The sequence below is a fragment of the Brevibacterium yomogidense genome, from assembly GCF_016107685.1.
Taxonomy (GTDB): domain Bacteria; phylum Actinomycetota; class Actinomycetes; order Actinomycetales; family Brevibacteriaceae; genus Brevibacterium; species Brevibacterium yomogidense.
Genome location: NZ_JABASY010000001.1, coordinates 817537 through 843195, shown reverse-complemented (window position 1 = coordinate 843195; position 25659 = coordinate 817537). Strand labels below are relative to the sequence as shown.

Below are 25659 nucleotides of genomic sequence, written 5' to 3'. Positions count from 1 at the left end.
GTCCGCCACACCCCGCCCGCGCCCGAGGTGCCGTGCGGCACCCAGCGCGGGCGGGCTCCGTGTGGGGGCGGGTCCGTGTGTGAGCGGGTCAGGGGCTGGACCGGGCCGGAGAGCGGTCTGCCGGGGCCCGGGGACGTCCCGGTGAGACGGCTCAGACGGTCTCGAAGGCCTCCGGCGGCGGGCACGAGCAGACGAGGTTGCGGTCGCCGTACGCGCCGTCGATCCGGCGGACCGGCGGGAAGTACTTCGTGAGGCGCAGCCCCTGGACGGGGAAGACGGCGGTCTCCCGCGTGTACTTCTCGTCCCAGTCGTCCATGACCGCCGTCGCGGTGTGCGGTGCGTTCTTGAGCGGCGACTCGTCGTACGAGTAGTCGGTGCCGATCGCGTCGATCTCCGCGCGGATCGAGCGCATCGCCTCGATGAAGCGGTCGATCTCGCCCTTGTCCTCGGACTCCGTCGGCTCCACCATGAGGGTGCCGGCGACGGGGAACGCGAGGGTGGGGGCGTGGAAGCCGTAGTCGATGAGCCGCTTCGCGACGTCCTCCGCCGTCACGCCCGTCTTCTGCGTGAGAGCCCGCAGGTCGAGGATGCATTCGTGGGCGACCAGCCCGGTGTCACCGGCGTAGAGGGTGGGGAAGGAGTCCGCCAGCTGCTTCGACACGTAGTTCGCCGTGAGCAGCGCCGTGCGGGCCGCCTCCGTCACCCCTTCGCCGCCCATGAGGCGCAGGAACGCCCAGCTGATCGGCAGCACGCCGGCGGAGCCGAACATGGAGGCGCTGATCGGGTCGCCCAGACCGTCGAACTCGCCGTCGACCAGGCGGGGGTCCGTCGCGTCGCCCGGCAGGTAGGGGGCGAGGTGCTCGCGCACCGCGACCGGGCCCACGCCGGGGCCGCCACCGCCGTGGGGGATGCAGAACGTCTTGTGCAGGTTGAGGTGGGACACGTCGCCGCCGAACTCGCCCGGCTGCGCGAGCCCCATGAGCGCGTTGAGGTTCGCACCGTCGACGTACACCTGGCCGCCCGCGTCGTGCACCTTCTGGCAGACGGCGCGGACATCCTCCTCGAAGACACCGTGCGTCGACGGGTAGGTGATCATGATGCCGGCGAGCTGCTCCGCGTGCTTCTCGATCTTCGCGTCGAGGTCCTCGAGGTCGATCGACCCGTCCTCCGCCGTCTTCACGACGACGACGTCGAGGCCCGCGAGCACCGCGGACGACGCGTTGGTGCCGTGTGCCGACTGGGGGATGATGCAGATGCGGCGGGACTCGTCACCGTTCGCCAGGTGGTAGCGGCGGATCGCCAGCAGTCCCGCGAATTCGCCCTGCGAGCCGGCGTTCGGCTGCAGTGACACACGGTCGTAGCCGGTGACGTCCACGAGCATGTCCTCGAGGTCCTGGATGAGTTCGCGCCAGCCCTCCGACTGCTCCGAGGGGGCGAACGGGTGGATGGAGGCGAACTCCGGCCACGTGATGGCCTCCATCTCCACCGCGGAGTTGAGCTTCATCGTGCAGGAGCCCAGCGGGATCATCGTCCGGTCGAGCGCCAGGTCGCGGTCCGCGAGCGTGCGCGTGTAGCGCATGAGCTGCGTCTCCGAACCGATGGAGCGGAAGATCGGGTGGGTGAGGAACTCCGTCGTGCGGTGCAGGTCCTCGTCCCACGCGGGGGCGGCGATCGCGGCGTCGCCGAAAGCACCCTCCCCGGCGGCCTCGAAGTCCGCTTCGTCGATCGTGCTGGTCGCCCCCAGGGCGCTCAGCACCGAGTTCGCGTCTGCCACGGTGTGCGGTTCGCCGAAGCTCACCGCGATCGTCGTTGCGTCGATGCGGCGGATGTTCACACCGGCGTCGTTCGCTGCGGCCACGGCGGCGTCCGCATCCGGGACGGTGAGTGCGACGGTGTCGAAGAACGCCGCGTCGTCGCCGTGTGTCCGCGAAGTGCCCTCCGCCGTGACGGCGGCGTCCGCGAACGCCGTCGCGAGGCGGTGGACGCGCGACGCGATGCGGGAGAGTCCGATGGGTCCGTGGTAGACGGCGTAGAAGCTCGCGACGACGGCCAGCAGCGCCTGAGCGGTGCAGATGTTGCTCGTCGCCTTCTGCCGGCGGATGTGCTGCTCGCGGGTCTGGAGTGCCAGGCGATAGCCGGGCTTGCCGTCCGTGTCGTAGCTGACGCCCACGAGCCGACCGGGCAGCTGACGCTGCAGACCGGACCTCACGGCCATGAAGGCGGCGTGCGGGCCACCGAAGAACAGGGGGACGCCGAACCGCTGGGCGGAGCCCACTGCGATGTCCGCGCCCTGGGAGCCCGGGTCCTTCAGGAGGGTGAGCGCAAGCAGGTCCGCGGCGAAGGTGACGAACGCACCGCGCTCCTTCGCACCGGCGATCGCGTCGTCGAACGTGCGGATCGTGCCCGACGTGCCCGGCTGGGCGACGACGATGCCGAACACGTCCTCACCGATGAGGCCCTGCGACAGGTCCTCCACGCGGACGGAGAAGTCCATCGCGCGGGCACGGACACGGACGATCGCGATCGTCTGCGGGTGCAGTTCGGAGTCGAGCACGACAGTCGTGCCCTTCTTCGAGGCACGGCGCATGAGCAGGACCGCCTCCGCCACGGCGGTCGCCTCGTCCAGCAGGGAGGCGTTCGCGATGTCGAGGCCCGTGAGGTCCTGGACCGCGGTCTGGAAGTTCAGGAGCGCTTCGAGGCGTCCCTGGCTGATCTCCGGCTGGTACGGCGTGTAGGCCGTGTACCACGCGGGGTTCTCCACCACGTTGCGTCGGATCACCGCGGGCGTGATCGTGTCGTGGTAGCCCTGGCCGATCATCTGGACGCGCATCGTGTTCTTCGAGGCGAGTTCGCGCAGACGCTCGAGCGTCTCGCGCTCACCCATCGGCGCGAAGGTGAGAGGTGCGGCCTGGGCAATGTTCTCCGGCACCGCCTCTGCGGACAGCGCCTCGAGCGAATCGTAGCCCAGCGTCGCGAGCATCTCCTGCGTCTGCTGGGCGCGCGGACCGATGTGCCGGTCGGCGAACGGACGTGCGGAGTCCCCGCTCGTCGCGGTCAGGTGGGACAGTGCGGCGGCCGCATCAGGGGTATGGGCTTCGGCTCCAGCGGTCATCGAGTCTCCTCCGTCGGGTGCGTCCATCACGGGGACGGACGCGTGTCGGTTCGTCCTCCCCGCTCTGTCGACGTCCTGCCCACCCGTGAAGATGGCGGCATCCCGCTCCAGAGTCGCCTGCACATCGCGTGGTACTGGGCCTGAGAGATTCCCGGGGAGGGATTGCACCTACGGCGCCGCAGCAGCGGCTCTCCCACGCAGTGTCGTATCGGCGGTCGCACACCAGGATAGGCGACCGGAAGGGCAGACGCTACCGCCCGCGCACGCTCCGCGGCGCCACGTGCCACGATGTCCGCATGGATGTCATCGACTTGAACAGCGACGCGGCCGAATCGTTCGGCAGCTGGACCATGGGCGACGACGAGGGGATCCTCGGCTCCGTCTCCAGCATCAACATCGCGTGCGGGTTCCACGGCGGCGACGCGCGCACGATGACGCAGGTGTCGGCGCTTGCGGCCCAGCACGGGGTGACGGTCGGCGCGCACGTCGGCTACCGCGACCTGCCGGGGTTCGGGCGCCGCTTCATCGCCTACGCGTACGAGGACCTCTACGCGGAGACCCTCTACCAGCTGGGTGCGCTCGCCGCGATCGCACGGACGGCGGGGACCGCGATGCGCTACGTGAAACCGCACGGGGCGCTGGCGCACGCCGTCATGCACGACACCGCCCAGGCACAGGCGGTCGTCGATGCGGTCGCGGCTTTCGATCCCGACCTGGCACTCCTCCTGCTGCCCCGCTCGCAGGCAGCGGTCCGCGCCGAGGAGGTCGGGCTGCGGGTCGTGCTCGAGGCGTTCGCGGACCGCGCCTACCGTTCCGACGGCTCCCTCGTGCCCCGCACGCACGCCGGAGCGGTCCTCCACGACCAGGGTCGGGTCGTGGAGAACATGCTGCGGTTCGCGGAGGAGGGTGTGCTCATCGCCGAGGACGGCACTCCCGTCGACCTCGAGGCCGGGAGCATCTGCGTCCACAGCGACACCCCGGGTTCCGTCCGGATGGCGCACGCGATCCGTGCCGCGCTCGAAGAGGCCGGGGTGACGATCCGCGGCTTTGCGTGAACACAGCCCGGGCAGACACCTCAGCTGCGGGTCGTGGTCTTCGGGGCCGTCGGGTCCGCGAATTCCCCGACCAGGCGGACCAGCTCGAGTCGGTTCGCGACGCCGAACCGGGTGAGGAGGCGGGAGATGATCCCCTCGACGGTGCGCGGGGAGAGTCCCAGTCGGGAGGCGATGGTGCCGGTCGCCTCCCCGTCGTGGAGGCATTTCACGAGGACCGTCTCACGGTCGCTCAGCCGCAGTTCCGGCGCCGTCGTGTCGAGCAGCCACGAGTACTCCGTCGACTCCCCGTTCACCCGCAGCAGCATGCGGATGAGCCGGTGCGAGGCGGCGGCCCCGCCCGCCGTCTCCCGAGCCCAGCGCGCCGCGAGGACCGTGTGTGCGAGGTAGCGGGTCCGCGCCGTGACGAAGGCGTCCGCCGTGTCGAGCGGGTCGGCCTGCTCGGATCCCCCCGCCCCGTCCCGGCCGCCATCGGAATCGCCCGCCCCGGCTGCGAGCGCCTCCGCGAGCATCCGGATCATGCCCGCGCGTCCGCTGCCGATCGTGGTGCCCAGCATCAGCCCTTCGTGGATCGCCTGCTCGTCCCCTCCCAGGATGGCGAGCAGCAGCAGCTGCTGGTGCTGGGCCGTCTCGCCGTAGACCGCGGCGCGGTGCGCCACTGCCACGATCTGCGCGGAGACCTCGGACGTGGGCGGCCCGCTGCCCACGAGCGCCATCCCCTCCGCGAAGTAGCGGAGATGGGGGAAGAGGTCGGCGGTGTCCAGACCGGCCAGCGCACTCCGCGCCGCGTCCTCGTGCTCGCGCGCTCTCTCGTCGCGCAGGTAGCTGCCCGCACCCGCGATCATCGACAGCGCCACCGCGCGCATCCCGTAGGCGTCCCGGTCCGCCGCCGCATCCTCCGCCGACAGCGCGGCGCGCATGCTCGTGGCCATCCGGTCGTCCTGCATCGACACGACCGACCGGATGAGCTGGTCGACGGTGTGCGCGCCGGGGTGCCACAGTCGGCCGAGGTTCCATTCCCGCGCGTTGACCCGCAGGTCGTCCGCCCTCCACCCCACGAACATCGTGATGATGAGGAGGATGGCGCGCGTGGACTCCACGAGGTTCGGCAGCCCGCCTTCGCGCTCGAGGTCGTCGAGCAGGGACGACAGCACTTGGCGCCCGACGTCGTGGGCGGACCGCAGGCCCGCGGCTCCGCCCACCCACAGGCGGGCGATCGCCTCCTCGACGAAGTCGACGGAGAGGCCCTGTCGCTGCACGAGCGCCAGCGCCAGGTCCTCGTCGTCGTCCATGAGTGCGACGATGACGTCGGGGAGGAGACTGAGCCCCGCCCTGCGGGCCGTGACGAGACCGTGCTCCACGATCGTGCGGAGTGACCCCGCCCACTGCGCACCGCCCAGGACCTCGAATGCCCGTACGCGGTGGAACGACGCCAGGTGCAGCGTGAGGAGCGCCGCATGCTTGCCTGCTCGCGGAGTCGGCCCCTCCGCGGGCCATAGCTCACTGCGCTTCTCCTCCAGGATCCGCAGCGCCCCGTCGGCGTCTCCGTGTGCCCACGCCGCCCGAGCCCTCAGCATGGCCACCGTCAGCCGGACGCCGGCGTCATCGGGATGTCCCCGGCTCGGCGCCGCGGGCACGGCGTCGAGGAGCGCAGCCGCGGTCTCGTGCCAGCCGTGGGCGAGCGCCCCCTCTGCGAGGCGGGCCGCCTCTGCCGGTGCGATGGTCCGTTCGACCCGCAGGCGCCAGGCGCCCAGCGCGATGCGGGCGAGCCCGCCGCCGGTCGCCGCTCCCCCGGCGGACCCGAAGTCGTACCAGGCGGCGACGTCCTCGCCGAGGCTCACTGTCTCCTGGACCGCCCACGCGAGCACCGTCGCGCCCAGCTGCACGAGCGCGGTCCGGGGGTACGGCCCCGGGTAGGGCACGAGGATGCCCGTGTCGCGCAGGCTCGCGATCGTCCGCGGCGCGAACTGCTGGGCGAGGTGCGAGGTGCGCAGCACGTACCCCAGCCCGGTGCAGGTGACGATGCTCGCGTGCACGCCGTCGAAGCCGTCGAGCAGGCCGGGGAACTCGTCGGCGAGCCCTCTCCGCAGGGCGTCCTCGTCCCACCGCCACACCGGACCGTCCGCCTCGAACGTGAGGACACCGGTGTCCTCGGCGGCGTCGATCACGAGGTCGACCAGCGCGGGGTGCCCTCCGCTGAGCGCGTGGATGCGTCCGAGCACGACGGACGGGACCGCGTCGCCGCACTGCTCCGCGAGGACCCGGGCGAGCACGGTGGGCGCGAGCTGCTCGACCCGCGACCAGCGCAGCCGCCCCTCCGACACCCGGCGGGCGAGCGGCTCGCAGAGATCGTCGAAGTGCCCCGCCACCACGAGGGCCCGGTGTGTCCCCACGACGGCGGCCTGCGCGACGGCCTCACCCGTCGCGGTGTCCAGTCCGGCGGCGGATCGCACGATGACGACCGCACCCCGCGCGCCCAGCGCCCTCCACGCGGCCAGTGCGGTGTCCGCGGAGTCGATGGCCGGGTCGGACTCGTGCAGAGCGGCGACGAGGTCGCCCAGGTGCCCGCCCCCACCCGCACCACCGGTGACAGTGAGGACGGGCGCGCACCCGGCGACGGCCTCGGCGGCGGTGACAGCGGTCTCCGCCCCCCACAGACCGGGGACGACGAGCACACCCGACCCCTCGGTCGTGAGCAGCCCGGCCGCCGTGCGCGCGACGGTGGACCGGCCGACACCCGGCCGGTCGGATCCCGTCGCCGAGGCCGCCTCGCCGTTTCCTGCCGTGTCCCGCGGCCGTCCGGTCGGACCCATCGCCGCTGCGGTCCCCGTCAATCCGGACACCCCTCCCGCCCCAGGGGGGCTCTGTCCCGTCATCGCACGATCTCCGCTCGCAGTTCGGTGCGGCTGTGCACCCCGAGCTTCCGGTACGCGTTCCGCACGTGCGTCTCCACGGTGCGGGGTGAGATGCCCAGTGCCTCAGCGATCCCGTCCGTCCCGTCACCGCTCACGACGCGGACGACCACGGCCCGTTCGCGGGCGGTGAGGCCCGTCAGGCGTGATGTGCGCAGGGAGCGCTCGAAATGGGCCGGGTCGTGGCCGACGGGCTCCCACCGCGGAACGACGAGCGCGGGGCGGGTGCGGCGCAGCACGTCGCGTGCCGCGTCGTACGCCTCCGGGTCGTCCGCCTCCCGGGCCCGCAGCAGCGCGCTGACCTCCGGTTCCACTCCCGCTTCCTCCGCGATGTCCGCGAATGCGCCGCACACCCGCGCGGGAAGGGTGCCGACCCGCCGCAGCACCACTGCCCGGGCCAGCAGCCGCGTGACCCCGGGGAGGGCACCGCGCGCGCCCGCCGCCCATTCCTCGATGAGGTCGTCGGGCGCGCAGCGGAGCAGCCGGCCCGCTTCCACCGCCGCCCGCACACTCACAGTCGTGGGGCGGCGCTCGTTCGTGACGACGTCGACGCCGGGCGGCCCGATGAGGTCAGTCGACATCGGACCGGCGACCGCGAAGTCGAGCGCGTCGACGTGGTCGCGGGTGACGATCCCCGACGGCTTCCGGGTCTCGAAGACCGCCCAGAGATCCGTCAGCCGACCCAGCAGGTCCGGGGACGCACCACCGCGGCAGAGCGCGCCCAAGAGTTCCAACGACATCGTCGACACGCTGCGCAGCAGTGGCCGACCGAGCGGCTCACCTGCGAACCAGTCGTGCGGGACGGGGTCCTCGTCGACCTCGACGAGGAGCCGCGCGAGCCCCACGTGCTCGACCACCCACGACGAGCCGATGACGGGCAGCCGGGTGAGGTCCATCTGTTCCAGGAGCGCGAACGCGGCGCGGGCATCGTCGTCACGGCCGAGCACCGCGGCCGCGAACGCGCGGCCCACGACCCGGCAGACCTCCACGAAGTCCGGCGGAGGAGGACCGTCGGGTCCGCCGGCGTCCCGGGACCAGGATCCCCAGCAGGGGCCAGCGCGTCGGACGTCGTCCTCCTCCGGAGGCTCCTCCACCGTTCCGCAGAGGCCGTCCAGGAGCCGTGCGGCCCTGTCCGACGCCGTCGACCCCGTACCGTCGTCGTCCGTCGTCGGTGCGAAGGTGCACGTCATGTCGCTGACGACCCGCGCCGCTCGGATCAGCTCGCGCAGGTGCGGGTCGGAGGGCTCCCCGCGTCCCTGTTCGTCGGGGAACACGACACCGCGCACGGTGAAGACCTTCACCACCTCACGGAGTGCCGCGTAATCGGGGGATCCCGTCGACTCCGCGAGGGAGCCGAGGGTCTCCATGGACGTGCGCGGCCGTCCGTTGACAGCGTCGACGATCGCCCGGACCGCCAGGGCGCGAGGGGAGGCCAGCGCCTCCAGATGGTGGTATGCGTTGCCCAGCAGCCCGTGCTCCAGGTCCGCCAGCGCCTCGCGCAGGACCGCGCCGTCGTCACCCGTGCCGTCGCCATCCACGGCTTCGACGTTCGCGAGGTCATCAGCCGCGGGGTCATCAGCCGCGGGGTCATCAGTCGCGGGGTTGGCGCTCGCGGGGCCGACGGCCCCGCCGAGACCGCTGATGCCCGGGGCACGCTCCTCACCCACCGAGCCGACGAGCCGCAGCGCATGGGCGAGGAGCGGGGGGTGGAGGCCGACGGCCGCGTTGTCGAAGCGCACGACCCCCAGCCGCTCCAGGCGAACGACTTCGCGCCGCCTCACGGACTCGCGCATGACGTCCGACAGCGGCCGCGGACCGGAGACCGCGAGAGACGACAGGAGAGCCGTCCCGTCCTTCCCGACCACACGGGCGATGAGGGCGATCTCCTGCTCCGCCCAACCCCGGTCCGTGAAGGACGGCGGACGACCGACGACCAGCCGTCCCCCCGAACGGGTGAGCCACCGCTCCGCCAGCCCCATGTGCACAGTGGACACGAGCAGACCACGCAGACCACCCGTGAGCTCGAGGAGGAAGGTGAGAGTGGGTTCCAGCGGCTGCACGCCCGTGAGTCGCCTGATGACGGCCGCGGCGGCACCGCGGTCCAGCGGGCGGAGCGCCAGCGACAGGCCGCGCTGGGAACCCAGGACACTCGCGTACCGGTCCGGGACCTCGGTCGCGGTGAAGAGGACCGGCCGCGTGCCCTCACGGACGATCGCATCGACGGTGCGAAGATGCTCGTCGCCCAGGAGATCGACGCGGGGCACGTAGGCGAATCCGCTGTCCGACACGGAGGGGATCCCGCGGTTCACGGCACCCACCACATCCGTGTGCCCGGCCCCGTACGGGCCCGTGAGCACGACGACGGCACCGCGCCGACGCCGGATGTGCTCGAGGACCGTCGACGCGAGCGAATCGAACGGGTCGACGTCGTCGCCCACCGCACCGTCGCCCACCGCACCGCCACGCGCTGAGGGGACCGCATCGGAAGCATGGGGGAACCGCACGGGCTCGGGATACGGGGCGAAGTCCACTCCGGGCACGACGACGGGAGAGCTCTGCCGCGCCCACGCCTCGGATACCGCGTCGTGCGCCGCCGTCGGATCGCTCATTCCGCCCCCTTCCACTTCTCTCCGGTTCCCCCACCGCACCGCTCGTCCTCGCACGCGCAGGCGTCGCCCTCGGCACACCGGCCGTACTCGCCCCGGCGATCGCTTCGCGGTGCCAGTCGCTTCGTCGTGCCATTCGGCTCGTCGTGTCAGTCGCTTCGCGGTGCCAGTCGTCTCGTCGTGCCAGTCGGCTCGCTGTGCCAGTCGGCTCGCTGTGCCGCGGCCGTCCCGTCGTCGCAGCAATCACGTCGTTGGAGCAGTCGCTTGCCCCTTGCGTCGTCTCGCCACCGTCATAGACGCGGAGGTCCGCCTCGTCGTGGGCGTCACGTCACCGTGAGCACTGCTCACAATCGCCGCTTCGCCGTGGGCATTGCCGTTCACAGTCGAGGAGGGGCTGGGATCTCCTCGTGCACGACAGTGCTCATGCAGTTGCCGTCATCGCGCGGCGACCGGTGATGCAGCTGCTACTCACTACGCAATAGTAACCAAACCAGGTTCGGAATGTCAGGAGCACTGCGGCACCCGGGTCGCGGTGCACTGCGCACTGCATGAAGGGCAGCTGTGAATCCGCAGGCCAGCTTGGGGGTGCGGCCCACGCGAACGGGCGCGCGAGAAGAGTGAGAACCGCGAAATGGCAGGGGTCCGCGCCCCACTGTCACAGAATCACACAGGTCGGGCGGACATCAGAGAAGACTCCGCCCTACTCCTCGTCGCGCCCACCGCCGCGGGCCCGCCCAATCCAATCCGCCATGCCGGGATCGAACCGTCTCACGAGGATGTACCAAACTGGGCAGTAGATCGCGCCGGCCACGAGTACGGACGGCAGGATGTGGAAATCCAGCACGACCGGGATGATCGCCACTGCAGTCGCACCGACAGCGACCAGCGCACCCCGGGCCCACCCGCGGGGTGGCGCGATCCGCACGACGGCCACGGACAGGATCACTGCCTGGACGGCGAAGGCGACCGTCTTCGCGAGGGCCGCGCCCTCCGCCCCCAGCGCACCCAGCAGCAGCACGTTGAGGAGGAGATTGACGACGAGTGCGACACCGGTGGCCAGAGGCACGATCGGGTCGGGTCGGCGCGCGAACAGGGTCTCCGTCCCCAGGTGCGCGATGCCGAACAGCAGAGGGGCGGCGCTCAGCAGCAGGAGGACGCCGCCCGTCTCGTAGGCAGAACCGAAGATGACCTCGGACAGCTCTGTGCCGGCGAGTGCGAGGACAGCACCATAGGGCACGTAGAGGCCGAACAGCAGGACCAGTCCCAGCCGGACGGGCTGCGCGAGCTCCGCACCCACCCGTGACCGGACCAGGTCGGGGGTGAGCGCACGGGACAGCGTCCAGCTGACGAACAGCGCAGTCTCCATGAGCCGGTAGGCGACCCCGTAGAGGCCCACAGCCGCGTCGCCCGCGATCAGTCCGATGAGGATGACGTCGAGGCGCCCCAGCATCTCGGTGAGCACCGAGTTCCCGCCCGACACCGGCGTGGCGACGAGCATCTCCTTCAGGTGCACGCGGGTCATCGCCCGATAGTCGGTGTGAGCGCCGAAGCTGCGGGCCAGGATCATCATGGCGATGTTCGCGAGGAAGGAGCCGATCGCGAAGGCGGCGGCGACGGTCGCGGAGCTGGGGGCGGTGAGCAGGGCTGCGGCCACCAGCGCCAGGGTGGTGAGGCGCTGACCGACGAGGACGAGCGCCGTGGCGGCCTGGCGGTCGAGCGCCGTGCACGCGGACCACCACACCTTGATGGTGTTGTCGAGCAGGCACGACAGCACCATGAGCGCGATCGTCCACCGGTCCACCGCCTCGGGACGCATGAAGACGAACGGCAGCGCGATGATCATCGCGGGCACGGTGAAGGACAGTCTGAGGACGTTGAGGGCGGCCAGCCGAACGCCCAGCGTTTCGACCCGCGATCCGACGAGCTGGATCATCCGGGACACCGGCGACAGCGAGGGGATGGTGGCCACGAGGACACCCAGGCCCATCCCGAACGTGAAGACACCGAACGCCTCGACGCCGATGACACGCGCGGACCACGCGAGGGTGACGAGCGTCGCGAGCTTGCCGGCGACTTCACCCCCGGCCAGCGACAGGAGCGCCTTCGCCACGTGGCGTTCGTGGCCCGCCTGGCCGATCGCCTTCGCCTGGCGGCCCGTGCCCTTCGCCTGGCCGATCGCCTTCGCCTCGCGGCCCGTGCCCGTCGCCTGGCGGCCCGTGCTCTTCGGCTCGGTGCCGGAGCGGTCCGACCGGCCCCCGGCGTCCTTCGGCTGGTCGCCCATCCCCGTCGGCTGATCCTTCGTCATACGTCTGCTCCGTCCCTGCCGGCAGATCGCCCCGCAGATCGCATCACTGCGACCCGCGGGGCCGCTGCCCCTGGTGGCCTCCCGCCGTGTGCCACGGCGGGTGCGGTCCTTGCACTGCGGCTGTGAGCGCGCGCCCCCGAGCGCCCTCCGCCTCACCGGTTCGTCGCGTGTGCGCTCAGACGACCCCCTCCGGTGGCGGCAGGCTCCCGGTGCCCGGTGGGGAGGACGGCGGGTGGATCGGCCGGTGGTATCCGCGGTCGATCTCCTGCACCCACTGCTGTGCCAGACGCCATCGTTCGCGTGCACGCATCAGCAGCGCCCCCGGAGGACCGCTCTCGACGGTGATGAGTTCCGCGAGCGGCCGCAGCGCCAACCAGCGCAGCTGTGTCGAGATCCCCGGCCATTCCGCACGGGAAGTCCGCCGCAGCAGCCCGTCGACGCCGTATGCGGCATCCGCATGCGATTCCAGCGTGGTGAAGAGACGGATCGCGTCCCCGTAGCGCGGCCCCATCCGCAGGTATTCGAAATCGATGATCGTCGCCACGGGTGCATCCGCTGCCGCGTGGAGGACATTGCCGGGGTGGTAGTCGAAGTGCGACGGGACGACGGACGGCAGGGCTGCCGCCTTCCTGCGCGCCTGCACGAACAGCACGGGTGAGATCCCCGCCGACGCGAGCTGGAGCGCCCGCACCGGGGCCCTCCACCGGTTGGGGTGGCGCCACGTCGTCGCCGGTTCGATCGGCTGGGGCGGCGCACCCGCCTCGATCAGTCGTGCGGAGGCGAGGGCGGCGTCGACGTAGTCGGTCCCCGTGGGTGGGAGGGACTGCACCCGCTCAGTCACCATCCTGGAGCCGTCGTCCTCGTGATCGATCACGCGGGGGACGGGCACGCCCTGGTCCGCCGCCCACTGCCGCCCGTAGACCTCCAGCCGGTTCCGCCGTCGTCCGTTCGCGTCGTTCGCGCGGACGACGATCACCTTCTCCTCTGCGACCGTCACCCTGCTGCCAGCCTCTCCGCGCGCAGCCGGTCCACGGCCGGGATCTCCAGGAGGGCGAGGTCGCCCATCCCGACCCCGAGGATCCGGCTGATGAACAGGTCCGCGAGTTCCGGGTTGCGGGCCAGGACCGGTCCCTGCATGGACGTCGCGACGATCGACCCCTGCACCGCCCCCTCGTGCCGGACCGGGGCCTCGGAGGACACACCGAACACCCGCGCCAGCGGCTGCGCCTGCGAGCCCAGGACCAGCCGTCGGTGGCTGGAGTCGAAACCGCTCAGTGCGGAGCTCACCTCGTCGAGGAGGCAGGAGGCCGTGATCTCCCCGGCCTCGACCCGTCCGGCACGCAGTCCTGCCACGGACGTCGCCGAGGTCGTCGTCACGTCGAGCAGACCCAGTCCCTCCCGGCGGACGCCGTCGTCGTCCTCGTACCAGTGGCCGAGGATCTGTGCGCCGGCGCGCACGGCGAGCACCGGGGCTCCGGCTGCCACAGCGGAGCGCAGCCCGTCGTGCTGCTGCAGGTGTGTGACGGCGATGCGCTGCTCGTCCGATTCGTTCCCGCCCAGGAGGTAGACGTCCAAGTCGTCCGGAACAGGAGCGTCGAATCCCACCGGGACGATCCGCGCGTCGTAGCCGCGCAGTCGCAGGCGCTCACGCAGCACCAGCGCGTTGCCCCGGTCGCCGGAGGCTGCGAGCGTCTCCGGCAGGACGAGGCCGATCCTCACGGCTGGACGGTCGACCGGTGGGACGACGGGCTCCACCGTTCCGTGGATCTCCAGGGGCATAGGGTTCGGTCGCGACGGCCCAGCCGTTCGGCCGGACGCGGCGTCGTCCGGCCCGGTCTTCTGCGGTTCTGCGGAGCTTCGGATCGTGCGCTCGAGCGCCTGCAGTGCGTCCACACCGGGGATCATCACGTCCACCGCGCCGGGCTCGGACGCCCGGATGGCGCGCATGACGTCGGTCTCCACGGCGTGGGGCACCCCGTCGTAGGCCAGCCGGACGGACATGTCGGCTGCTCGATCGCCGCTGGCCACGATGAGGGGTCCGACGGTGGTCAGCGGGCTGTAGTCGACGTCCCAGACCCACACGGTGTCGCTCGTCTCGTCGCCGTCCTCGTTGAGCACGAGCACGGCGCTTCGCGCCTCCGGGTCCACGACGGACACGGATTCCCTCGCCGCGGCGGGGTTCTTCCCCAGCAGCAGGCGCAGGACATGGTCGTCCATCGTCATGCGGCTGTAGCGGCCGCCGATGTCCGCGACGTCCGCGACCGCCCGCAGTGCTGCCCGCGGCTCGATCCCGATGAGTGTCGCCGCGGCGACGGTCTGCGCCGCGTTGCCGAGGTTCGCCCGCCCCGGCAGCCGCATCGAGAAGGTCTCCCGGAACGCGTCCGGTCCGGTGAGGACTCCCCCGCCGTCGGTCGCGTCGACCGTCCAGTCCGGGGTCGGGCGTGCAAGGGAGCAGGACGAGCAGCGCCAGACGGGGTGCGCGTCGTCCGCTGCGAGCCGGGAGGCGGCGTCCGCCGTCGCGGTGGGCGCCGCCTCGGGAGCGGGGTCCACCGTGATGAGGCCGCCGCAGCGCGGGCAGGCTCGGACCACCCCTTCCGCTCCCAGTCCCGCCGCGACCCAGACGACGGTCGGTGCGTCGAACGCGATCGAGGTGATGCGCACGTCATCGCAGTTGGCGACGAGCACCGTGTCGGGGTGCTTCGCGATGCCTGCGCGCAGCGTCCTTTCGAGGACGGTCGTCTCGGAGCTGCGGTCCGCGTGCTCGCGGCTGAGGTTCAGCAGGATGAGCACAGCGGGTTCGAGCGCGTCGATGACGGTGCACGCCTCTGCTTCACGCGTCTCCAGCGCCGCGCGGGTGCCCGCGGGAGCGCCGACGAGGGCGGACACGAGGCCGGGGATCCGGTTGGCGCCGGTCCCGGCCACAACGGGACCGCCCACGGAAAGGGCCGCCGCCAGCAGCCGGGAGGTGGTCGACTTGCCGTTCGTCCCCGTCACGAGGACTGTCTGTCGGGTGCTGCCCAGGGCCGTGAGGATCGCCGGGTCGAGGCGCAGCGCCAGACGCCCGCCGATCATGGTGCCGCCGCCCTTCCCGACCGCCCGCGAGGCCGCTGAGACGGTGCGTCCGAGGACGGCGGCCATGCGGCTGCGCACCGGGACGTCCGCGCGGCTGCGAGGCGCGGTCGCCACGGGGAGGTCCACCCGGCTGCGCGGAGTCGGCTCCTCGAGCCGCTGCGATGCGGTGCCTGCGGGCCCCGCCGGGGTGGGCGCCGTCGCCTCCACGGGGGTGGGATCCTTCGCGTTCGAGGAGTTCTGTTCAATTCGTGCTGTCACGGCGGGGGTCCTTCCTCCCGGAACGAATGTCCGTATCGCTGTGGGGCTGTCTCGCGGAATCGTGCTGTGTGGTCGGGCTGCTAGCGGGTGCTGCCGCACGTCACCCGTCCGGCTCGGAGGACGTGCCCGTCGAGGGCGTTGTCGTCGGACCAGTACACCGGCTTGACGCCGTCGGCGCAGGAGCTGTCGCGAGAGATCGCAAAGCCTTCGTTGTTCGTGTCCGGCATTCCCGCAGGCCGGTCGTAGCGTTCGGCGACGGAGAAGCGGCTGCGTGACCAGAACCAGCGCGACGTCAGCTCGAGGCTCGTCGAGGTCCCCGCGCAGGTGTCGTCACAGATGGCCCAGAGCCTCCCCGTGTCCGGTTCGTACTCCAGCTCCGCCAGGGCCGGCAGCCCGCTGTCGATCGTGCTGACGCGGGTGAAGTCCCCGTTGTCCTCGAGCACGTAGCCGTAGATCATGCCGGTGGTCTCCATTCCCACGAAGAACACGCCGGAGCCGTGGGATCCGTAGTCGTCCGGGTCGTAGCGCTTCCCCCTGCTCTCGTCGAGGAAGCGGCCGGACACCAGCGCATCGTCCGGCACGTAGGCGATGCCTTCGAATCCCTCGTTCGGCTCCGTGCGCGGGAACTCAGCGGAGAGGTCCCAGTCGTGCGTCGCGACGAGCTCCTCTGCGCTCCCCGCGGACGATGCCGCCGCATCTCCTTCTCCCCGGAGGCCGTCGCCTTCCGGATCGCCGCCGGGCGCCTCCGCGTCCACCGCGGCGATGGGGCCCTCGAACAACGAGTACCTGAGGACCCGGAGGGAGCTCACGTCCGGGATGTGGTTGTCCCGCTCGATCGCGACGTAGAGCGCGTCCCCGCCCGCGTTCTCCACGAACACGAGGGCCTCCGCGTCGGGCCGGCCCTCACCGTTCGTGTCACGCAGCTGCTTCCCCGCACCCCACGTGTCGTCGGTCGGATACCAGCCCTCGCCGTCGGGGGCGAAGCGGTGGACGAGGCCCGGAGCGTTCCGCACCGCCCACAGGGTTTCGGACCCGTCGTCCGCGGTCTGGACGGACAGGCCGCTCACGTCATGTCCCAGCTGCCCCTGCTCGTCGACGACCTCCACGCCGCTGGGCCCGGGCCAGCCGGTCGCCGTCACCGCGACCGCGTCGTCCCGCAGTGCCTGCAGGAGGAGGGTCGCACTCACGACGAGCGCGATGATCACAGCGATTCCCACTGCGACTGCGAGGCGGCCCCGCGGTCGACGGCCGGCGCCGTTGCGGATGATCGAACCATGGCCCGTCATGGTGTGCTCCAGGTGGATTCGTAGGGGATGAGTTCGTTGTAGAACCATGTGTGGAAGCAGAAGTAGCCGATCGCTCCCGCGACGATCGCGACGAGGAACCCTCGGGTGTGCCGGTGCCGCACCTCGGCGAGGACGTTCGGCAGGCAGAGGATGACGAAGATCCCGAAGTATGGTTCGAAGCGCCCGGCGAACACGTTGGTGAGTGCGAGGATGAGCGCTCCGGACGACAGCGTGTACACCGCCAGGTCACCGTTGACCCGGGAGTCCGCGCGCGGCCGGGTGCGGTCGATCACGCCCACGGCGCCGGCGGGACCGCCTGCACTGGGCCCGTCCTGGAATGCTGCAGGCTCCGCCTGGACCGGGAAGGACCTCGTACGAACGGGGAGGGGCTCCGTCTGGACCGGGAGAGGCCCCGTCTGGGCCAGCACGTGGCCCTGTGGCATGCCGCCCGGTGAGCCGCTGACGGCCGCCGCCTGTTCGAGCTCGGCGTCCCGTCCGCGCAGCAGCAGCCCGAGGAAGAGCGCGATGCCCAGGTGGATCGACATGACGAGGATCGTGCCGATGCCCGCTCCCTCGTCGGATGACAGGTAGCCCTCGTAGCGCTCGTTGAGCGAGGTGAGCAGATACCCGATCGCGGGGACGGCGATGACCATCGCTCCCATCGCGGACACGCCCACCGTGGCGACGAGGAACGGCAGCGGACGCGTGCGCTGTCGCCGGGCCAGCAGCATGACGACGAAGACCAGGACGACGGAGATGTGGAACCCCAGCGCCGCGACGTAGAGGAGGATCCACGCGACACGGTGGGTGTCGCGGTAGGTCTCCGCGAGGAGGACCAGGGACAGCGCGACGGCCTGCCGCACCCCGTTGAACGCGAACAGGTAGTAGGAGAGCGAGATGTACAGGAACAGAGAGAGCACCGGCATGCTGCTCGCGCGGCGGATCGCCAGGAGGACCGGGTAGACCGTGAGCACCGCGCACAGTGTGAGCCACACCCGGTAGTCGTCGGTCCACTGCCGCACCACGTACATGAGGGACACGTAGCCGAACTCCTGCGGGATGTCCGCGAGCGTGTCGCCGAGCGAATGGGGGTCGACCCGCAGGAAGAACCCGTGGTACATGCGGGTGTCTGTGCCGACGGAATCGGCGCGGCCTGCGACGAAGGGGATGAGGACGGCCGGCGGCAGGATCCACCACAGGGCGCGGAGGCCGCGGACGTTCCCGACGATCGCGGCCACCGTGGCCATGGCCGCGACGAGGAGATAGGGGGCCACGGACGCCTCAGCGCCTGCCTGCGAGCACGGGGACCGCTCGCTTGATCCGACTCGTGAAGTTGCGGGAGGTCGCCAGCTGGGCGACGGCGCGCAGCAGACCGTAGGCCGACCCCGGGTGCCAGTCCCAATGGGTGAGGATCACCTTGGCGCGGGTGAGCAGCTGCCGGCGCCGGTGTCGCTGGGAGATCCCCCCGTCCATCGTCGAGCACACGACGAGCGGCTCCTGCAGGTTGTACCCGTCGCTCACCGTCATGAGCGCGCGGAAGAGCGCGTAGTCCTCCGCGTACGGATAGGACTCGGAGTAGCCGCCGACCGCGTCGTAGGCCGTGCGGCGGAACATGACCGACGGCTGGGTGAAGGCGCAGTTGACCCGCATGAGTCTGCGGATCTCCGCGTCCGTCTCCGGCTGACGGTGGGTGTAGAGGTGCTCGCCGTCCAGCGCCCGGAAGTCGACGGAGCTGCCGACGATCCCGCAGCGAGGATGCGCGTCCAGGTATGCCCGCTGGAGTCGGAAGCGGTCTGCACGGCACACGTCGCGGCAGTCGAGCCGCGCGATGTACCGGGCGTCGTCGGGTGCGGAGGCCACCCCGATGCGGGCTGCGGCGGCGACGCCCTGGTTCTCTGCGAGCTCCACGAGGGTGACCGGGACACCTGCGACTGCGTCCGGGCAGAGGTCGCGTGCGGGCAGGCGGGTGGAGCCGTCGTCGACGACCACGATCGAATCGCCGGGCTCCAGGGTCACGGAGCCCAGCGAGCGCAGGAGGTTCTCGCCCTCCTCGTGGTAGGCGATGACCAGACAGATCGGCGGAGAGTCCGCGGGAACGCGCGCCATCACTGTGCCTGCCGGTAGAGCTGTGACAGGGATTCCCCCAGCTTCTCCATGTTGTAGGTGCGTCGGATCCGCTCATTGCCGCGGAGCGCGGCATTCTGGCGCTCACCCGGGTGGCTCAGCAGGCACGCGGATTCCGCGAGCGTTTCCGGCGTGGACTCCAGGTGGATCGGCAGGTCCGTCAGCGACAGGATGCCGCGTGCCGTGATCGGCGCGTCTGCCGCCGCCGCGTCGAGGATGCTCAGCGGGAGACCTTCGTACGCGGCCGTGTGGACGTAGACGGCGTCGACGAGTCGTTCGCGCACCTCGTCCCCGCTCAACCAGCCCGTGACCTCGATGTCCTCCTCCTCCAGCATCCGCCGGTAGTGCGCGTCGCCGTCCCCCACCCAGACCGCGTGCAGTCGTGAGTCCAGACGACGCACTTCGCGCACCGTGCGGAGGAAGAATTCGGGGTCCTTCTGCTTGGCGAGCCTCCCGACCATGACGACGGAGTGCCGTGAGCGGCTGGCGGAGGCGGGGGTCTCCACCGATTCGATGCTCGGGGTGTTCTCCAGCCGCACGGAGCGGGCGCCCGGTGCCACGGACTGTGTGAGGCGCCCCTCATACGTGGAGAGGGTGGCGAACGCCGCCGTCCGCGGCGCGAGCAGCCGCTCCGCGGAGTGGAAGGCCCAGCGCGCCACCGTGGGGGAGCTCGGGTCGTCGAACTTGAAGCAGTGCGGTTCGTAGACCACCGGGGCAGGCAGCTTGAGGAGGCGCGCGTAGAAGCCTGCCCAGCTCGAATGCGCGTGCACGACGTCCGGCCGGATCCGCTTGACGGTCGCACGCACGGCGGCGATCGCCGACAGCGGGTTCCGGGGCATCGTGTGCACCGTCGCCCAGGGCGTCAGCGACGACACGTCCTCTTCCCCGGAGTACAGGAGGTGGTGCTCGAACTCCTCTGTCGCGCCCACGCGGGCCTCGATGGCGCGCTTCACCCCACCGGCGAAGCATTCGGTCACATGCAGGATGCGAGTCATCGGAATGCTCCTTCGTCAGTCGTGAGCGGCGCGGTCTCGTCCGGCTCCGCGCCGTTGTCGCTGTGTGTGCCGACCCACCGGGTGCGGGGCCGTGCGGGGGAGGTGATCGGCACGTCCGGTTCGGATTCGTAGTCGCCGTACCCGTAGGCCTGCGTGGTGTGCCTGCGCACCTTGGTGAGCACGACGCCGCGCACCCGCGAGCCGACGGTCTCGAATGCCCGCAGCCCGTTCTCCAGCTCCCTGCGCGCGGTCTCCCCCGATGCGGCGACGAATAGCACCCCGTCGGTGTAGCGGCTGATGACGGTCGCGTCCGTCGCCACCAGCACGGGAGGGGAGTCGATGAGGACGAATTCGAACTGCGTCTGCATCGCCCCGATGAGGTTCCGCATGCCGGGCATCTCCAGCAGCTCACTGGGGTTCGGGGGCACCGCGCCGCTGGGCAGGACGTGGAGTCCGTCACCGCCCCAGCGCTGGATGACCTGCCAGGGATCCCTGTGGCCGATGAGGACGTCGGACAGCCCGGTGTTCCCGTCGATGCCCAGATACTGCGCCATGCGCGGGCGGCGCAGGTCGCCGTCGATCAGCAGGACGCGCGCCCCGGCCCCCGCCAGCGCGATCGCCAGGTTGACGACTGTCGTCGTGCGCCCCTCGAAGGTCCGGCTCGACGTGACGACCAGGCTGCGGCTGGTGGCGACGCCGTTCCCGCTGGCGGACAGGAACCGCAGGTTCGTCCTGAGCGAGCGGAACGATTCCGCCTGCGGGCTGGGCCCCTTGGAGCTCAGCAGGAGCGGATCGCTCTGCGCATTCTTGTCGAACGCGATCTCTCCGATGACGGGGCGGTCCGTCACCGCGGCGATGTCGTCGGCCGTGTGCAGACGGGTGTCCAGCACCCCGCGGAGGACGGCCGCACCCACGCCTGCCACGAGCCCACCTAGCAGTCCGAGCGCCAGGTAGAGGGAGGGGACCGGGACCACGGGGCTCTTCGAGGTGATCGCGTCCTGGACCGTCGTGAGGCGCACGGTGCTCATGGGGGTCGCACCGTCGCCGGAGGTGAATCCGGCGAGCTTGGTCTCGACGACGTCCTTGAGGCTCTCGCCCACGGCCGCGGCGATGCGTGCGGTGAGCGCCGGGTCCTCCCCCGTCACGGTGAGCACCACGAGGGACGTGTCCTCCGGGGCGACCGCGGTGACGTCCTGCGCGAGTTCCCGGCCGGTCATGTCGAGGCCCAGTTCGTCGACGACGGGGTCGAGGACACTGTTCGACGTCGCGATCCGCACGTAGCTCTCGACGCTCTGCCGGGCGAAATCGGATCCGCGCACCAGGTCGTCCGTGCTGCGTTCGGCGCCCAGCACGGACACGTACAGCTCTGTCGTCGCTTCGTAGCGGGGGGTCGTGAAGAGGACCGACGCCGCGGCGACGAGGATCCCGGCTGCGACGATCGAGACGACCATCACCCACGAGCGGCGCACCATGCGGAGGTAGTCGCCCAGCTCCAGCATGCGGTCGCCGTTGGCATCCCGCGTCGACGAGCTGCGGGGGATGGCGGTGACCATGGCGCCCCTCCTGTTCCGCTTGTCGTGAGTGACTCACAGTTGCAACTAGACCGAAAAGTGAATCATCTCTGAACTTAGCGATCCTAGACCATGATCCGCAAGGCGTATGGTCGGAATGTGGAATGACTCACGAGGCGGCGGAGTCCCGCGGACCGGCGGCGACCACGACCCCTGTCAGATGCGCGCGAAGGCGACGTCTCCCGCCACCGCTGTGAGGTGGACCGTGGCGTCGCGCACGGCCTCGGCGTGCTCGAAGAGTGCGGCTTCGCTCTCGTACTCGCCGGTGAGACCGCTGCCGCCGTCGGCGACGAACGGGTCGACGTCGACCGCGATGAGGTCCGCAGCCATCCCCGGGGCGAGCGTGCCCACCGATCGCTCCAGCCCGGCCGCGAACGCCGCGCCCGAGGTGTGGGCCTCGATCGCGTCCCACGCGGAGATCCGGCGCCCCGGCTCGAAGGTGGTCGCGGGGTCGCCGCCGATGTCCGCCCGCGTCATCGCCGCGTAGATCGCGGCGAACGGGTCGGTGAGCTCGACGGGGCCGTCGGAGCCGAACGCGACGGCGACACCGGCCGCCGCGAGGTCCTTCCACGCGTAGGCGGCCAGCCGCGGATCGGGCCGGAGCGCATCGAGCAGGTGGAGGTCGGAGATGCAGTGGCGGGGCTGCATCGACGCGACGATCCCCAGGTCGGCGAACATCGCGACCTCCTCGGGCCGCACGAACTGCGCGTGCTCGATCCGGTGGCGCAGCGGACGGCCGTGCCTCTGCTCAGCTGCGCGCGACGCGTCGCGGGTGCGGGCGAAGGCGCGCAGGACGTGGTGGTTCGCGCGGTCGCCGATCGCGTGGATCGCCAGCGCGATGCCCGCGTCCAGCGCCTGCTCGATCTGCTCGACGAGCAGGTCCTCCCCCGCGATCGGGAGCCCGTAGTTGGGGAGGTGGTCCTCCCCCGGCTGGGGCGGGAAGGGGTCGGTCATGTAGGAGGTCTGCGATCCCAGCGCACCGTCGGAGAACAGCTTGAGGCCGCCGCGCACGAACCAGTCGTCGCGGTCGGGGTCGTTCCAGGCCAGGGCGGGCTCCGGGGCACCGGTCCCACCGATGCGGGTCCGCCCCACCTGATCGCCGGTCCGCCACCCGACCGCCCGCGCCCACTCGAGCTCGTCGAGGCGGAGGTACTTGACGACCCGCAGGAGCAGCCCGTCATCCGCCCGCAGCGCATCCCACGCCTCCTGGGAGGCGGCACCGTCGATGTCGTGGACGCCGGTGAGGCCTTCGGCCAGCCACTTCCGCTGCGCCGTCAGCAGGTTCTGCGCACGCTGGTCCAGGGACAGTGCGGGCATCGCGCGCTCCGCGATCGTCGCCGCGTCCTCACGGAGGATGCCGGTCGCACGCCCGGCGCCGTCGCGGACGATCTCGCCGCCCACCGGGTTCGGGGTGTCGTCGTCGATCCCCACCGCGTCCAGGGCCGCGCCGTTGAGCCACAGCGTGTGGTAGTCGATCGACCAGAGGGCGACCGGACGGTCGGGCAGTACGGCGTCGAGCGCCGCACGGTCCGGCTGATACGAGCCGCCGCGCCCCATGTCCCACGTGTTCGAGTCCCAGCGGCCCCCGGTCACCCACTCCCCCGGCGGCAGCGTCGCCGCGTGGGCCGCGACGGTGTCCACAGCGGCACGGAGGCTGCGCACCTGCCGGAGGTCGACCTCGGCGATGGTGTTCGCGGTCGACACAGCGTGGAGGTGCGCGTCGACGAACCCGGGGAGGACCACACGACCGGCGAGGTCGACCTCCTCGACCGGCTGCGAACCGACGCGGTCCCGCAGGTCCCGCGTCGACCCGACCGCGACGACGCGGCCGCCCTGCACGAGGACGGACTCCTCCGCGACCGCACCGCTCGGAGCGCCCGAGGCGGCGCCGCCGGCCCCCGCCGTCGCGCGACTGTCCGCCGCGCAGGTGTAGACGCGACCGTTCGCGAAGAGGCGGAACGGGGCGGACGCGGAGGACGGGTCATCGGTGCGCATGCTGACATCGAACCACACGCGCGGGGAGGACGCGACGGAGACCGGAACTCACTCGAACACACCTTGTGCCGTACGTCTCAAATAGGCAAGATCGGCTTTACCTAATCACGAGATGTGTGCACACTGAGAGGTAAGGCTCAGCTAAGCGCTGAGACCCTGTCCGCGGCAGCGCACCCCGACCCCGCGGTCGGCCGGGCCCGCCGGACGCCCCCATTCATGTACGAAGGAGCACCACCATGCAGAGACGGAACCGCCTCGGCGTCGTCCTGGCCTCGACCGCAGCCCTCGCCCTGGGCCTCACGGCCTGCGGGTCCGGATCGACCGGCGAGGCAGAGGCCGAGACCGGCGACGCCTCGTCGACCGTGACGGTCGAGGCGAACAGCGGCCCCGTCGACGTGGCCGTCCCGCCACAGAGCGTCGCGGCCTTCGACAACCGCACGTTCAAGCTCCTGGACGACTGGGGTGTCGACCTGTCCGCCGGCGCCGTGTCGCTCATGCGCGCAGACCTCTCCTACAAGGACGACGACCAGGTCCTCGACACCGGCAACCACCGCGAGCCGGACCTCGAATCGATCGTCGAGGCGGACCCCGACGTCGTCATCATCGGACAGCGCTACACGCAGTACGAGGAGGACATCGCCTCGCTCGCACCCGACGCCGCGATGCTCAACCTGGACCCGCGCGAGGACGAGGAGTTCGGCGACGAGCTCAAGCGCCAGGTGACGGAGCTCGGCAAGGTCTTCGAGAAGGAGGACGAGGCGCAGACGCTCGTCGACGAGTACGACGAGGCCGTCGACCGTGTCGTCGCCGCCTACGACTCCGACGAGTCCGTCATGGGCGTCATCACCTCCGGCGGCGACATCAACTACGCCGCCCCGACCGAGGGCCGCACGCTGGGCCCCGTCTTCGACGACCTGGGGCTCACCCCCGCACTCGAGGTCGACGAAGCGTCCGAGGACCACCAGGGCGACGACATCTCCGTCGAGGCCATCGCGGATTCGAACCCCGACTGGATCCTCGTCATGGACCGCGACGCCGGCGTCAACGCGAACTCCGGTGAGGAGTACACCCCGGCACAGGACCTCCTCGCGGACTCGCCCGCTCTCCAGAACGTCACCGCGGTGGCCGAGGGCAACATCGTGTACATGCCCGAATTCACGTACCTCGACGAGAGCCTCGCGACGTACACCGAGTTCTACAACTCGATCGCCGATGCGATGGAGCAGTCGAACTGACTTCCGAACCCACGCCACAGAGCACGGCCGCAGGCCCGCTGCCGGACATCGCGTCCGGCGGCGGGCCCGTCGGCCGTGAGGGGCACGCGGGACCTGGACGGCGAGACGGACACGGTGAGCACGCCGGACGTCGTGAGCACGCGCCTCGCACATCGAGGTCCCCGCGGCTCTTCACCTGGCCCATGGTCGTGGGGCTGGTCGTCACCGTCGCGCTCGTCGGGGCGAGCCTCTTCGTGGGCGAGTACGACATCTTCGGCGCCGACGACGGCGCGGAGATGTTCGGCATCACCCGCGTCCCCCGCACCATCGCGCTCGTCCTGTCCGGCGCCGCGATGGCGATGTGCGGGCTCGTCATGCAGATGATCACGCAGAACCGCTTCGTCGAGCCGACGACGACCGGCACCACCGAATGGGCGGGCCTGGGCCTGCTGCTCGTCATGATCGTCGCGCCCGATTCGTCACTGCTGACGAAGATGACGGTCGCGGTCGCCACCGCGTTCATCGGCACATCGATCTTCTTCGCGTTCCTCCAGCGCGTCACACTGCGCTCGTCCGTCATCGTGCCGATCGTCGGCATCATGCTCGGCGCCGTCGTCGGTGCCGTCTCCACCTTCCTCGCCCTGCAGACGGACATGCTGCAGAGCCTCGGCATCTGGTTCGCCGGCTCCTTCACGGGCATCATCAAGGGGCAGTACGAACCCCTCCTCGTCGTCGTGCTCGTCGTCATCGCCGTCTTCATCGCATCGGACCGCTTCACCGCCGCGGGACTGGGTGAGGAGTTCTCCACGAACATCGGTCTCAACTACCGGGCCGTCGTGCTCCTGGGGACCGGGCTCATCGCCATCGCCACCGGCATCGTCACGGTCGTCGTCGGCAACCTGCCCTTCCTGGGCCTCATCGTCCCGAACATCGTGTCGATGTTCCGAGGCGACGACCTCCGCTCGAACCTTCCCTGGGTCGCGCTCACCGGCATCTGCATCGTCACGGTGTGCGACCTCATCGGCCGCACGATCATCTCGCCGTTCGAAGTGCCCGTCTCGCTCATCCTCGCCCTCGTCGGCGCGATCGTGTTCATCGCGCTCATCGTGAAGAGGCGCTGACCCGTGCCCCGTCCGCACAGGAACCCGACCATGAAG

15 protein-coding genes and 1 riboswitch are annotated in these 25659 nt (G+C 71.0%); of the genes, 3 read left to right on the top strand and 12 right to left on the bottom strand.

Annotated elements, in window-relative coordinates:
- Nucleotides 1-151: 151 nt before the first annotated feature.
- The gene (gene gcvP / locus JFC09_RS03530) at nt 152-3112 is read right to left on the bottom strand and encodes an aminomethyl-transferring glycine dehydrogenase (protein ID WP_198392564.1); all 2961 of its coding nucleotides are present in this window, start codon (nt 3110-3112) and stop codon (nt 152-154) included.
- 119 nt (nt 3113-3231) lie between these two features.
- A riboswitch (glycine riboswitch) is annotated at nt 3232-3318 on the bottom strand.
- A 90-nt stretch (nt 3319-3408) separates the two neighbouring features.
- On the opposite strand from gcvP, the gene JFC09_RS03525 reads away from it, so the two are divergent.
- Nucleotides 3409-4167, top strand: a complete 759-nt coding sequence (locus tag JFC09_RS03525) for a LamB/YcsF family protein (RefSeq protein WP_198392563.1) — start codon at nt 3409-3411, stop codon at nt 4165-4167.
- A gap of 20 nt (nt 4168-4187) precedes the next feature.
- Here the strand turns inward: JFC09_RS03525 and JFC09_RS03520 are convergent, their stop codons facing one another.
- The 11 genes from JFC09_RS03520 to JFC09_RS03470 form a co-directional block, all read right to left on the bottom strand.
- Nucleotides 4188-7040, bottom strand: coding sequence for a helix-turn-helix transcriptional regulator (locus tag JFC09_RS03520; RefSeq protein ID WP_198392562.1), 2853 nt, complete (start codon nt 7038-7040; stop codon nt 4188-4190).
- A complete protein-coding gene (locus tag JFC09_RS03515) occupies nt 7037-9685 on the bottom strand; it encodes a helix-turn-helix transcriptional regulator (RefSeq protein ID WP_198392561.1) in 2649 nt (882 codons plus the stop codon). The genes JFC09_RS03520 and JFC09_RS03515 overlap by 4 nt, the downstream gene beginning before the upstream one ends.
- A 697-nt stretch (nt 9686-10382) precedes the next feature.
- Entirely contained in the window at nt 10383-11987 is a 1605-nt protein-coding gene (locus tag JFC09_RS03510) for an oligosaccharide flippase family protein (protein WP_198392560.1), read from the bottom strand.
- Between the two features lie 175 nt (nt 11988-12162).
- Entirely contained in the window at nt 12163-12984 is an 822-nt protein-coding gene (locus JFC09_RS03505; protein WP_198392559.1) for an aminoglycoside phosphotransferase family protein, read from the bottom strand.
- Nucleotides 12981-15317, bottom strand: coding sequence for a MurT ligase domain-containing protein (locus JFC09_RS03500; RefSeq protein WP_198392558.1), 2337 nt, complete (start codon nt 15315-15317; stop codon nt 12981-12983). The genes JFC09_RS03505 and JFC09_RS03500 overlap by 4 nt, the downstream gene beginning before the upstream one ends.
- An 80-nt stretch (nt 15318-15397) precedes the next feature.
- Complete coding sequence (locus JFC09_RS03495) at nt 15398-16603, bottom strand: hypothetical protein (protein WP_198392557.1); 1206 nt, start codon at nt 16601-16603, stop codon at nt 15398-15400.
- Nucleotides 16600-17877, bottom strand: a complete 1278-nt coding sequence (locus JFC09_RS03490) for an EpsG family protein (protein ID WP_198392556.1) — start codon at nt 17875-17877, stop codon at nt 16600-16602. The genes JFC09_RS03495 and JFC09_RS03490 overlap by 4 nt, the downstream gene beginning before the upstream one ends.
- A 7-nt stretch (nt 17878-17884) precedes the next feature.
- Nucleotides 17885-18709, bottom strand: a complete 825-nt coding sequence (locus tag JFC09_RS03485) for a glycosyltransferase (RefSeq protein WP_198392555.1) — start codon at nt 18707-18709, stop codon at nt 17885-17887.
- Nucleotides 18709-19722 carry a glycosyltransferase gene (locus JFC09_RS03480; RefSeq protein WP_198392554.1) on the bottom strand — a complete coding sequence of 338 codons (1014 nt, stop codon included), beginning with the start codon at nt 19720-19722 and terminating at the stop codon, nt 18709-18711. The genes JFC09_RS03485 and JFC09_RS03480 overlap by 1 nt, the downstream gene beginning before the upstream one ends.
- Complete coding sequence (locus tag JFC09_RS03475) at nt 19719-21275, bottom strand: polysaccharide biosynthesis tyrosine autokinase (RefSeq protein WP_198392553.1); 1557 nt, start codon at nt 21273-21275, stop codon at nt 19719-19721. The genes JFC09_RS03480 and JFC09_RS03475 overlap by 4 nt, the downstream gene beginning before the upstream one ends.
- 174 nt (nt 21276-21449) lie before the next feature.
- Nucleotides 21450-23288 carry an amidohydrolase gene (locus JFC09_RS03470; protein ID WP_198392552.1) on the bottom strand — a complete coding sequence of 613 codons (1839 nt, stop codon included), beginning with the start codon at nt 23286-23288 and terminating at the stop codon, nt 21450-21452.
- Nucleotides 23289-23524: 236 nt separating this feature from the next.
- On the opposite strand from JFC09_RS03470, the gene JFC09_RS03465 reads away from it, so the two are divergent.
- Together JFC09_RS03465 and JFC09_RS03460 are read left to right on the top strand one after the other, a co-directional pair.
- Entirely contained in the window at nt 23525-24523 is a 999-nt protein-coding gene (locus JFC09_RS03465) for a siderophore ABC transporter substrate-binding protein (RefSeq protein ID WP_198392551.1), read from the top strand.
- Between the two features lie 182 nt (nt 24524-24705).
- Nucleotides 24706-25623, top strand: a complete 918-nt coding sequence (locus JFC09_RS03460) for an ABC transporter permease (protein WP_198392550.1) — start codon at nt 24706-24708, stop codon at nt 25621-25623.
- The last annotated feature ends 36 nt before the right edge of the window (nt 25624-25659 follow it).